The organism is Ewingella sp. AOP9-I1-14, assembly GCF_052375995.1.
Lineage (GTDB): Bacteria > Pseudomonadota > Gammaproteobacteria > Enterobacterales > Enterobacteriaceae > Ewingella > Ewingella allii.
In genome coordinates this window covers 886,067-898,380 of the sequence record NZ_JBQSVA010000001.1, presented here as the reverse complement: position 1 = coordinate 898,380, position 12,314 = coordinate 886,067, and the positions used below count along the sequence as shown (strand labels likewise).

Here is a 12,314-nt window from a genome sequence, read left to right as displayed (position 1 = left end):
AGTATTGTGTTTTTTTAATTAGTGTTGCGTTCTGTAGGGTGTTGACGACTTAAAAAAGAAGGATGAAAACTCACCCTTCCTGGACTTCAGGTTTCTGCTTTAACCATGCGCGCTTTCCATCGGGAACCGCAGCAAAACCTTGCAACAGGCGCGCTGGTCCTTCTCGAACAGGGTCATGGCCGCTTCAACGTCGCTGGCGGGCATCCAGTGCGTCACCAACTTCTGCGGGCTGATTTTCCCTTCCGCCATCCATTCAATCACCTGCGGGAAGCGATGGCTGTTGAGGCGCGAGGAAAACAGAGAAATTTCTTTGCTAGTAATACTCTGTTGGGTTAACGGGCTGGCTTCGCCGGAGAAGCCCATCATGCCGATGCGCGCTGCCGGCGAGGCCAGCAGGATCGCTTCTTGCAAAATAGCCGGATGGCAGGCGGCATCCACGATAAGCGTCGGTTTCACGCCTTCTGCTGCCAGCGCGTCAGCTACCGACTGGTGATGGTTGTTGATGGTCCAGTCCGCGCCGTTTTCCCGCGCCATGGTCAGGCGTTCATCAATGCGATCGGCGACGATCACCTGTTTCACGCCATAAACCCCTTTCAGCACTTGGATCACCGTCAGGCCCATCGGCCCCGCGCCGTAAATCAGCGCGGTGTCCTGCGGCTGTGGCTTGAGGAAGGCGGTGATGTTGGCGGCGATGGTGAAGGGTTCCACCATGCTGGCTAACTTATCTGGAATGCTGTCCGGCACCACATAGGCATTACTGGCCGGAACGCAGGCCGCATCGCTAAAACCGCCGTCGCGGTGAACGCCTATAACCTGCAACGTGCTGCAAACGTTCGGCCTGCCGATAGAGCAGGGGTAGCAATGGCCGCAGCTCACCACTGGGTCAACCACCACGCGCTGGCCGACACGGCTGCTTTCCACGCCTTCTCCCACGGCGTCAATATGGCCGAAAAACTCATGGCCGATGACGCGCGGGTATTTAGCAAAAGGGTTGTGCCCGTGATAAATGTGCACGTCTGAGCCACAAATTCCGGCATAGGCGACTTTCACCCGTACCTCGCCCGCCGCGGGCTGCGGCAAGGGTTTCTCTGTAATGACCAGTTGGCCAGGCTGTTGGATAACAACGCTTTTCATGATGATTTCCTTACCAGTTCCACAAAGTACCGTCATCCAGACGGGCCACCGGCAGGTGTGCCGGTTCATACGGATATTTCGCGGCCAGCTTCTCGTCAAACTCAATGCCCAGCCCCGGTTTTTCGCCCGGATGCATATAGCCGTCGTCGAAGGTCCAGCTATGTGGGAAGACTTCCAGCATTTGCTCGGAATAACCCATGTACTCCTGCACGCCAAAGTTAGGCACCCACAGGTCGAAGTGCAGGGCGGCGGCCATGCAAATTGGCGATAGGTCAGAAGGCCCGTGCGAGCCTGTGCGCACCTGATACAGCGAGGCAAAATCGGCAATGCGGCGCATGCCGGTGATGCCGCCCGCGTGGGTCAGCGTGGTGCGGATATAGTCGATCAGCTGCTCTTCAATCAGCTGTTTGCAATCCCAGATGCTGTTGAACACTTCGCCTACCGCAATTGGCGTGACGGTGTGCTGGCGGATCAGGCGGAAGCACTCTTGGTTCTCAGCTGGCGTCGGATCCTCCATCCAGAACAGGCGATACTCTTCGATGCTTTTACCAAAGCGCGCGGCTTCGATAGGGGTCAGGCGATGGTGCATGTCGTGCAGCAGGTGCTCGTTGAAACCGAATTTGTTGCGCACCGCCTCGAACAGTTTTGGCGTGAAGTCGAGATACTTTTCGGTATTCCAGAGCTGCTCTTCCGGCCAAACGCCTTTGGTAGCTGGCTCATACGCCAGACCTTTGCCTTTCGCCATGCCGTAAGTGGTTTTCATCCCCGGCACGCCGCACTGTGCACGGATCGCCTTGAAACCAAGCTCTTTATGTTTGGCGTAGTCATCCAGCACTTCATCAATGGAGTGGCCGGTGGTGTGGCAGTAAACCATCACGCCAGTGCGCGAAGCCCCGCCCAGCAGTTGATACAGCGGCATATTGGCAGCTTTGGCTTTGATGTCCCACAGCGCCATGTCCACCGCCGAAATGGCTGACATGGTCACCGGGCCACGACGCCAATAAGCGCCTTTGTAGAAGAACTGCCAGATATCCTCAATCTGATGTGCGTCGCGGCCAATCAGCTGCGGGCAGACGTGATCTTGCAAATAAGAGGCCACCGGCAGCTCGCGCCCGTTTAGCGTGGCGTCGCCAATCCCCGTCAGGCCGCCGTCGGTGGTGATTTTCAGGGTGACGAAGTTACGGCCCGGGCAAGTGACAAATACTTCAGCGTTAACAATTTTCATCAATCAGACCTTTTTCCAAGTAGGAAGAGATAAGTACATTGAGTGAAAAATACGCTTTATGCTGACTACCATACAAGTATCCATATTGGATTTTGCTGGTGGGGATCACAAAGATCTTAGGAGGAGGGAAGATAGAGATGGCCTTCTCCCATGTAAGGAGAAGGCAGAGGGTTTGCTAGCGAAAGTCTGGAAGGACGGTATTAGCCCAGCAGCGCACAGTGCGGCGGTAGGCGGCACTGAATGGCGTTAGGCAGAATCTCAATGTGGAATTCGGTGCCGGTGAGCGGCTCGCCGTCCAGATTAAAGGTCATGTCATGGGGGGCTTTGATTTCCAGCCAAGGCAGAGAGATAGAAATAACGTTTTTATTCTCTTCATTGCTGACCAGGCTACGAATAAACGACGGCAGCAGCTCTTCTGAGGTGAGCAAACGCAGTTGCAGCAGGCCGTCATTGATCAGGGCGTCGGGGCAAATCTGCTGCCCGCCGCCGGCCTGACGCCCATTACCAATGCCAATCACCAGCGCATCGCCAGCCCATGAAAAATCCGGCCCGGTAATTTCGCAGCTGTCGGCTTTAAGGGTGTCCATGCGCAGCAGGCCATGAATAAAGTAAGAGACGCCGCCCAGTGCTGATTTCAGCTTTTCAGGCGTCTCGGTGGTGATCCGCGTGCCAAAACCGCCGGTAGCCATATTGATGAAGTAGCGATCGCCGTTAACACGCGCCAGATCGATATCCACCGCGCGGCCTTTAATCGCCAGGCGCAGCGCCTGATCGAACTCTGGCGGGATACCGCAGCTGGTGGCGAAATCATTGGCGGTGCCCAGCGGCAGCAAGCCTAGCGCCGGACGCTGACCCTCTGGCAATTTGGCGAGCGCGGTGGCAACTTCATTGATGGTGCCGTCGCCGCCACCGGCAATCACCGTTTCACAACCTAAATCAATGGCTTCATGCACATAGCGAGCGGCGTCGCCGTGTTCCCAGGTGACTCGGACTGCAAGGGCAACGCCTTCGCTGCGCAGGGCGTAAATGGCTTCGCGTAACATCTCATTGCCTGCCCCTTTTCCATTTATTATCAGAAGCGCCTCGGGCGTTTCATTTATGCTTTCCTTCATTAATGTCTCCTGTCCGTAACAAGGTTCAGACTCTGCCTCTAAGGATAGATGACAAACAACCACCACGGCTATCGGAATAATCAGGTATTCAAAAGGCAAATCTTAGGGATATTTCCTGCGAATTAATTAAGTGGGAAGATTAATATTGGTGAGCGTTAATTGAACGCATGAATGAATTGCTATTTAATTATCGGAGTTATTAATTCTATTAACCTATTCTGTTAATAGAATGAGTGCCGCCAATAATAAGCTTCTGTAAAAAAGAAAAGCCAGCTCAAGGGAGATTGAGCCGGCCAAGGAGGTGGTTCTTAGTATCGTTGGATAACTTATTTTTCATTCGTCTAAATTGCGAAGAGGATAGTATCTAAAGCCTCTGTTGCTGAATGTGACCGGATTCTTATTTTTAGATTTTTTATTGTTTTTGTTTTATTTCATTCCAATAAAAAAACGCCACGGTTAGTGGCGTAATTAGCGCTAATTATTAAGGTCAGGGTTTAGCGTGAGGGTTACGCGTGTCAGTCTCTACCAGATTGCGCAACAAAATAGCGAATTCTAAATTGATGTCTTCCGGCAGTGAGACGTAAACAATATGACCATTTCCCGGTGCGACATCCACCGGCTGGCCTTTTTTGTTGCGTAAGGCTTCGAGGGTGAACTGCACATTTCCCTTTGGCGTCATCATCTCGATGCTGTCACCGACGCTGAACTTGTTTTTCACGTCAATTTCCGCCCAGCCGTCAATGCGATTGCCGGTAAACTCGCCGACAAACTGCTGGCGATCGCTCACCGAGTGACCATATTCATAGTTCTGCTGGGCGTCATGGGTGTGGCGGCGCAGGAAGCCCTCGGTATAGCCACGGTGCGCCAGGCCTTCCAGCGTGGTCAGCAGGCTTGGGTCGAAAGGCTTGCCCGCGGCGGCATCATCAATTGCGCGGCGATAGACCTGCGCGGTGCGGGCGCAGTAGTAGAAGGATTTAGTGCGACCTTCGATTTTAAGCGAATGCACGCCCATTTGGGTCAGGGTTTCGACGTGCTGAATGGCGCGCAGGTCTTTGGAGTTCATGATATAAGTGCCATGCTCATCCTCAAAGGCGCTCATATATTCGCCCGGACGCATCGCCTCTTCCAGCATATACACTTTATCCGTCGGCTGGCCGACGCCGAGTGTAGGCTCGACCTTTTCAGCCGCAGCCACTTGTTTTACCGGAATCGGCTCGTACTGGTGCACAATATTTCCGAGATCATCCTCTTTGCCTTCCTGCACTTTGTATTCCCAGCGGCAGGCGTTGGTGCAAGTTCCCTGATTAGGGTCGCGCTTATTAATGTAGCCAGACAACAGGCAGCGGCCGGAATAAGCCATACAGAGCGCGCCGTGGACGAAGATTTCTATTTCCATATCCGGCACCTGTGCACGGATCTCGGCAATCTCTTCCAGTGACAGCTCGCGGGACAAAATAACCCGCGTCAGGCCCATCTGTTTCCAGAATTTTACCGTCGCCCAGTTCACCGCATTGGCCTGCACCGACAAGTGAATGTCCATCTGCGGGAAGGCTTCGCGCACCATCATAATCAGGCCGGGGTCGGACATGATCAGCGCGTCCGGGCCCATGTCGATCACCGGCTGTAAGTCGCGCAGGAAGGTTTTCAGCTTGGCGTTGTGAGGCGCGATGTTAACCACCACGTAGAATTTTTTACCCAGCGCGTGGGCTTCGTTAATGCCGATAGCCAGATTCTGGTGGTTAAATTCGTTATTGCGCACCCGCAGGCTGTAGCGCGGCTGACCGGCGTAAACCGCATCTGCACCATAGGCAAAGGCGTAGCGCATGTTCTTCAGCGAACCGGCCGGAGAGAGTAATTCCGGAGTAAACATAAGCAATCTCAGTCTGATATCAAGTCAGGGCCGTCCCAGAGCGGGGCGACGAAAGGTCGAAATTGTAGCCTCTGAAAATGCAAAAAGCAGCCGATCAGTGTGGGTATTTGAGGTTTACTGGGGCTAGATCAATTTTGCGTAAATTACAGGCTTGCCCGGAAAGTTTTCTTCCGTAAGAGAAACGCCTCTTCCGGAAAGAGAGTGTAATGATCACTTTCTTTTTCTAACTAAATGATTATGCGAGGCTTTTAAAATTGGCATAGATATTGCTTTAACAACAGTCATTTGTAAAGGAGGAGCGGTTGTGTCGCCACTCGTGAGTGTTATTGTAACTAGCTACAATCATGCTAAATATATTGTAAGAGCATTAGATAGCGTATTTTCGCAAACTTATAAAAACCTTGAAGTTATCGTGGTGGATGATGCATCTACAGATGGCTCCAAAGAGATTATCAAGGAATACCAACGTAAGCATGATTTGAAATTTATTAACAGGAAAGAAAACTATTTTAGCAATAGCGCATCTCAGGATGAAAATTCTGGGATTGAGGCCATTTTGGGATCTCATGGTAAATATATTGCTGTTGTTGATTCTGATGACTTCATTTATCCGGATAAAATTGCGATGCAAGTCGCCATCATGGAGGGTAATGAATCCGCAGTGCTGTGCTATGGCGGCATAGAGGTTATGAATGAAGATGGAAGTCGACATGAATATAAGGGTAATTATAAAGATAAATTCCTGTCTGGCGATCTTTTTGAGCCACTGTTGACCTATGGAAATCATATCCTTTTTATTGGAACATTAATTCGTAAATCTGCCTTTGTCGAAATCGAAAAGCCTGCTAAAGGTCTGATGCAGGTAGACTGGGATGTTTTTCTCAAACTGGCAAAGAAAGGTCCATTTATAGCTGATAAACGCACTGTTGCCTGTTATTGCCGTCATGGCAGTAATACCTGGTATCGAGCGGATAAAGAAACATTGATGTATAAAAATAGAATGATGATTCTTGATTGCTGGATGGATGAAGATGCATGGCCTACAGCCATGAATATTCGCTGGAAGCGTTGCATGCAAAACCCGTCACTTGATCAAAATGCGATTGATAGCTTGTTAATTGAAAGACCCAAGGATGCGCTTCTGCACTTTTTGAAGTGCAATGCGTGCGTTGACGATAAAAATTATAATGATGCTGAGAAACATCTTTCACTCTCCATTAAATATTGCGACGACCGGCTTGCAGTACTACCGGATTTATACCGGCTAAAAGAAAACTTTATTAAAGACAAACGCGCAAAGCTGTCCCATGCGGAAGAGTTGAGACGACGCTTACAATCGTCTCAAGTCCAGAGGGAACATAAATAATATGCCAGTAATTAAATCGGATGCGGCAATATTTAGTATTACCCACATCGACATAGATATTTTTGGGAATAGGTTATGACTCAAAAAAAAGAAGTGCTTATTCTGGATGCGGGATTTTCCGCAGTGCCATTTATTGAGATAGCAAAAGAACAAGGTTTTTTTGTGACGGTGTGTAGTGGTAAAGAACATGATCCGGGCCATCAATTTGCGGATCGTAGCATCATCGAAAACTACGCTAGTCGCGAAACCGTGCTGGATATTGCTCAACAGCATAGCATTAATGCTTTGCTACCCGGCGTCACCGATATTTCTTATTTAACGGGAGCCTGGGTTGCCCAGCAATTGGGGTTAGCCGGCTTTGATACGTCAGAGGTGAGCGAAATCATCTTTATGAAAGATGCATTTCGCCGTTGGGCCAAAAAACAGGGTTATCCGATACCACAGGCGGTTTATAACCTTGAGGATGCTAAAAGATTGCCATTGCCGCTATTGGTAAAACCGGTAGATGCATATAGCGGGCTTGGCATTATAAAGATAAATAATCTGGCAGAATTAGATGCGGCAGTTAAAACCGCCCGTGAAGTTTCTGCATCGGGCCAGATAGTCATCGAGACTTTCTGCGAAGGGCAATTATATAGCCATTCTGCTTTTATTCGCGATGGAAATATCGCTTGTGAATTTTTTGTCGACGAGTACTGCACGGTTTATCCGTGGCAGGTTAACAGTAGTTGTATTAGCGTCACATTATCGGAAAGCATGCGTAAAAATGTGCACGAATGTATGCAAACTCTGGTCAGAGAACTACAGCTAACCGATGGTTTATTACATACCCAGTTTATCGCCAATGAAACATGTTTTTGGTTGATTGAATTAACGCGTCGTTCTCCGGGGGATCTCTATTCTCGCCTAATTGAACTTTCGACGGGGATTCCCTATTCCCACTATTTTTCTCAGCCATTTCTTGGTTTAAAAAGTGCCTTTGAATTGCAACGGCCCACGCCATGCAGGGCGATTGTGCGCCACACTGTTTCACTCTCACAGACTCAGCAATTTACTTCTTTCGACTTTAGCAAGCTCGATGGAAGGGTCATTGAAACAGTGCCGTTAAAATTACCAGGAGAGAGTGTGAATCCGGCACCCCATGATCGGGCTGGGGTCATATTTGCCGAGCTTGATAATTTTTCAGCACTTAAAACGATAACCCCTGAATTAAAAAACTATATACAAATTAACGAGCAGTAAGGAATGTGAAATGAAAAAACCTTTGGCTTTAGGTTTCATTGGTGGGGGCAAAAACTCCGCTATTGGAGAGGCACATAAAATCGCCTGTCAAATGGATGGCCATTTTAAATTAGTTGCAGGCTGTTTCAGCCGTAATAGCGAAATTAATACACAGACGGCTCTGGATTGGGGGATTAACACTGACCGCGTTTATCGCGATGCCCACGCATTTCTCGAAACGGAACATAAGAAGTTAGATGCGGTGGTTATTCTGACGCCAACTCCCACGCATCGTGAAATCGTGATGGCATGCCTTGAATATGGCTTAACTGTTATTTGTGAAAAAGCACTGGTCAGCAATGTTCAGGGTGCTTTGGATATTCAAAAAAACCTCGGAAATTTGGATGGAAGGCTATATGTAACTTTCAATTATACCGGCTATCCGATGGTACGCGAGCTGCGTCAGCGTATTCAGACGGGCGAGCTGGGGAAAATTCAGCAAGTGATGGTTGAGATGCCGCAGGAGGGTTTTGCCCGAATGAGTATTGAAGGAAACGCTCCCTCTCCGCAGCCATGGCGCTGTGAAGATGCTGATATTCCTACGGTTTACCTTGACCTGGGTGTCCATCTCCATCAGTTAGTCGATTTTCTGACCAATAAGAATGCAAAGGATGTTTATGCCGTAAACAGCCATTTTGCTCTGGTCCCGGGCGTGGTTGATACTGTGAATATTGTTTCACGCTATGAGGATGACATGGTGTGTAACTATTGGTTTGGTAAAGCAGCGTTAGGTTACCGAAATGGATTGAAAATTCGCGTGTTTGGCGAAAAAGGAAGTGCTGAATGGCTGCAAATGGATCCGGAAATTTTGCGATTCAATAATGTGTATGGTGAAAATATACTCATTGACAGAACAGCCGCAAATAATTTAGTCGCATCAGAATCGCGTTATTGCCGATTCAAGGCTGGGCATCCTGCCGGTTTTATTGAAGCATTTGCCAACTATTATGCAGATATCGCGGCAAGTCTTAATAATGAGAAAACACCATTCACTATTGGTGCTGATGCGGCAATAAGAGGGTTACATTTTTTAACTCAGGCTCAACGCAGCGCTACTCATAATAGTAAAGTAGATGTCTGATTTTCCATTATGCATTGAATGAAAAAGGCACGTCATGAATTTTCTTGATTTGATTACAGAAAGAAACAATTACTTTATCGACACAGTTGAAAGAATGAAAAAAAATGGCAAGCCTCTGGTCTTGATTGGCGCAGGCTGCCTTGGGGAAATGACGTGGGATTTTTTACAGCGTCAGCATACTGATATTGATTTGGTCGGGTTAAATGAGAAATACATTACGCCAGGTTTTTCATTTCATCATGTCCCTGTTATTTCTGTTGAGGAACTAATAGAAGGGTCAGCACATTATAACTATATCATCGCACTCCAAATAGTTGATGAAGAGATGCTTAAATTATTAAAGGGAACTGTGAAGGAGATACTGGTATTCGACCCCGCCTTTATTGGTGTGAATACCACAAAATACTATACGGCTGATTTTTGCTTCGCCCATACACAGCCCTTGAGCACTCTGTATGATGAATTATCGGATGATAAATCCCGGGCGACAATGGTAGCATTTATCAATCAGCGTATCTGTGCAGAACGCAGCTACTGCCATACCGTTTATGAAGCGCAACATTATTTTCCTCAGGACGCGGTTCAATTAAGGGATAATGAGATTTTCATCGACTGCGGAGCGTACAATGGTGACAGTATTGAAGCCTTTATGGCTGAAATTACCCGACAGAATAGAATGTTACCCCAGCGTATTATCGCCTTTGAGCCTGATGATAAAAGTTTTTCTCAGCTAGTAGAAAATACACGCTTAATGGATTTTTGCGAGTGTATTAATAAAGGTGTTTGGGATAAAGAGTCTGTTCTTTACTTCCATTCAGGAAAAGAGCTCTCTTCACATATTAATAGTGATACCAGCACAGGAAATTCTATTATCGTGGGTAGCATTGATGCGACTTTACAGGGCAATGCAGCTACTTTCATCAAGATGGATGTCGAAGGTTCTGAACTCAAAGCCCTGCATGGTGCCGCTGATACCATTAAATCGTATCAACCTGTTCTGGCAATCAGCGTCTACCATAAGCCAGAGGATCTGGTTACGATCCCGCAATTTATTAAATCTCTTTCACCAAACTACAGGTTTTATTTACGAGCCCATCATCCAGAGTTGTCCTTTGAATTAGTGCTTTATGCAATTCCTGTTGATCGTGTAGTCGTTTAACTTTTTAAAAAACCCGTTCTGAAGAGGGGGTATGATGGCTAACGCAAGCAGATGATTTCACCAACTCGCTGATCATCACAACATCATCATGGGTTAAATCAGGATAGATGGGCAAGCAAAGAACTTCATCTGCCACTGCGTTGGCAATCGGCAAATTTCTTGCTGTGGCACCCGAGCAATCACTATACATCGGCAAATTCGATATTAATGGATAAAAATAGCGTCTTGTGTGCACTCCCGCCTCTTTCAGTTTGTCGTATAATGCGTCTCGCGTCAGAGGATATTCAGTGCTAACAAAAATAGGGAAATAACTGTAATTATGGGTCGCAGAATCCCATGGTTCAGGATTCCTGATCCCTGAAACTCCATTTAAAAGCTCGCGATATAAGCTATCAATGGATTTACGTTTGGAAATCGCCTCATCAATATAATCCAACTGCAGTAAGCCAAACGCCGCCTGAAGTTCATTCATCTTTCCATTAATACCTGATGCGACAATTTTAGTTTCATTAGCGAAACCAAAATTCTTTAAATAATCAATGCGCTTTTTCATATTAATGTCGTTACAAACGATTGCACCGCCCTCGAATGTATTGAACACTTTAGTTGCATGAAAACTCAGTACAGAAAGATCGCCATGCCTTAAAATTGAACCGCCTTCATCTGTAACCCCAAAGGCGTGAGCAGCGTCATAAATACAGCGCAAACCATAATTATTGGCAATTTCGCCAATTAACGTGGTGTTACAGCTGCGGCCATAAACATGGACTGGCATGATTAAACTGGTTTTAGGTGTAATAGCCTGCTCAATTTTATGGGGGTCCATGCAGCAACTGTTTTTATCGATATCAACAAACACGGGCGTAAGATGATTCCAGATGACACTGTGTGCGGTGGCAACAAATGAGTAGGGCGTCGTGATCACTTCCCCCTGAATTCTTAGCGCTTGCATTGCTACAATAAGCGCTAATGTTGCATTGTTAAATAAGCAGACATAAGGCACGCCTAGATACTCAGCCAGAGCCGTTTCCAGTTTTTGGTGAAACGGGCCTCCATTGGTAAGGTTTTTGGACGCCCATATATCTTTCAAATACTCTAGATATTTATCTAAAGGTGGCATGAAGGGTTTTGTTACGGTTATTGCACTCATCTTTTCTGCGTCAGCTGTCTTCATTTGTTCCGCAATGCCTGTTATATGCTTTCAAAATGGATCAGTCGGAATTACCGCTATTAGCAATAGCCGTAACTCAGGACTTCATTGTTCACAATTCAGTAATAAATAATGATTAAGCAAGTCCCGTGCCATTAAATATGTTGTTTTATTTCAATGGGATAGGTAAGCGGTGGAAGGGCGTAGGAAGAGGAACTTCCGCTTATAGGGGAAAGGAAGTGGGCTTTACAGTCTCGGACTTCAATGAGGTGTTAAATGATATTTCTAAGGTAGTAAGTATTTTAGGGAGTATTCATTATTATTCAATAATGGGTAAATTTCCCATGTGACACTTATGGATACCCCAATGTAAAACCTGAAATTTGGTCATTTATCAATTGGGGTATCACTTAAGTGCCACTGAGGTGGGTATTTAATGTTTATATCACAGAGACTGATTTGACCATTAAATAGTCGTTGTAAAGGATGATTTGCCTTTCCAAGTCGCCCCATTTTCTGGTGAACCTAAGCGGTCAAATCACGGATATCCGTGGTTGGGCCGTTTTTCGTCACCGAGGCAATGCCTTTACGGGCCGAGGCTTCGGCGGTGTACATTTCGCTGACGCCGATAATCTGATGATTTTTCGCCTTGAGGACAAAATAGTGCTGACCGTCTTTTGCCGGTTTCACTTCGTACTGCTTCTCATCCGGGGAGTTAGACTGCACTGAGGCAATGCCATTCTCAGCAGAGGCTTTACTGGCGTACATTTCGCTGGTGAGAATAGTCTCGCCATTGCTCGCCTTTAAATTAAAGTGGAACTGTCCATTCTTGGCTTTCTTGAGTTCGTAGTGACCGGTAGCCATAAAAGTTTCTCCAGTGAGTGATTTCATCCAGAGATAAGTGTAGTTAATGGCTGATTTTTCACAGGCAGCACT

Annotated in this window: 10 protein-coding genes; 4 read left to right on the top strand and 6 right to left on the bottom strand. The window is 47.2% G+C overall.

Annotated features, from left to right (window positions below):
• Positions 1–99: 99 nt before the first annotated feature.
• From ACT3RT_RS04115 to trhP, 4 genes are all read right to left on the bottom strand, one after another.
• A complete protein-coding gene (locus ACT3RT_RS04115; protein ID WP_496200651.1) occupies positions 100–1,134 on the bottom strand; it encodes a Zn-dependent oxidoreductase in 1,035 nt (344 codons plus the stop codon).
• 10 nt (positions 1,135–1,144) lie between these two features.
• Positions 1,145–2,359 (bottom strand): D-mannonate dehydratase ManD, encoded by a 1,215-nt coding sequence (gene manD / locus ACT3RT_RS04110; RefSeq protein ID WP_353502927.1) that lies wholly within the window; start codon positions 2,357–2,359, stop codon positions 1,145–1,147.
• A 200-nt stretch (positions 2,360–2,559) separates the two neighbouring features.
• Positions 2,560–3,471 (bottom strand): lipid kinase YegS, encoded by a 912-nt coding sequence (gene yegS, locus ACT3RT_RS04105; RefSeq protein ID WP_485903708.1) that lies wholly within the window; start codon positions 3,469–3,471, stop codon positions 2,560–2,562.
• Between the two features lie 487 nt (positions 3,472–3,958).
• The gene (gene trhP / locus ACT3RT_RS04100) at positions 3,959–5,341 is read right to left on the bottom strand and encodes a prephenate-dependent tRNA uridine(34) hydroxylase TrhP (RefSeq protein WP_485903709.1); all 1,383 of its coding nucleotides are present in this window, start codon (positions 5,339–5,341) and stop codon (positions 3,959–3,961) included.
• A 304-nt stretch (positions 5,342–5,645) separates the two neighbouring features.
• Between trhP and ACT3RT_RS04095 the strand changes: the two genes are divergently transcribed.
• From ACT3RT_RS04095 to ACT3RT_RS04080, 4 genes are all read left to right on the top strand, one after another.
• Positions 5,646–6,707: a glycosyltransferase family 2 protein gene (locus ACT3RT_RS04095; protein WP_496202535.1), complete on the top strand. Its 1,062-nt coding sequence runs from the start codon at positions 5,646–5,648 to the stop codon at positions 6,705–6,707.
• A gap of 75 nt (positions 6,708–6,782) precedes the next feature.
• Positions 6,783–7,949 carry an ATP-grasp domain-containing protein gene (locus ACT3RT_RS04090; protein ID WP_353502923.1) on the top strand — a complete coding sequence of 389 codons (1,167 nt, stop codon included), beginning with the start codon at positions 6,783–6,785 and terminating at the stop codon, positions 7,947–7,949.
• A 10-nt stretch (positions 7,950–7,959) separates the two neighbouring features.
• Positions 7,960–9,069 (top strand): Gfo/Idh/MocA family protein, encoded by a 1,110-nt coding sequence (locus ACT3RT_RS04085; protein WP_353502922.1) that lies wholly within the window; start codon positions 7,960–7,962, stop codon positions 9,067–9,069.
• 34 nt (positions 9,070–9,103) lie between these two features.
• Positions 9,104–10,228 carry an FkbM family methyltransferase gene (locus ACT3RT_RS04080; protein ID WP_496202534.1) on the top strand — a complete coding sequence of 375 codons (1,125 nt, stop codon included), beginning with the start codon at positions 9,104–9,106 and terminating at the stop codon, positions 10,226–10,228.
• A 4-nt stretch (positions 10,229–10,232) separates the two neighbouring features.
• Here ACT3RT_RS04080 and ACT3RT_RS04075 read toward each other — a convergent pair whose 3' ends face one another.
• Positions 10,233–11,378: a DegT/DnrJ/EryC1/StrS family aminotransferase gene (locus tag ACT3RT_RS04075; RefSeq protein WP_485903771.1), complete on the bottom strand. Its 1,146-nt coding sequence runs from the start codon at positions 11,376–11,378 to the stop codon at positions 10,233–10,235.
• 525 nt (positions 11,379–11,903) lie between these two features.
• Positions 11,904–12,242: a YegP family protein gene (locus ACT3RT_RS04070; RefSeq protein WP_353502920.1), complete on the bottom strand. Its 339-nt coding sequence runs from the start codon at positions 12,240–12,242 to the stop codon at positions 11,904–11,906.
• Between the last annotated feature and the right edge of the window lie 72 nt (positions 12,243–12,314).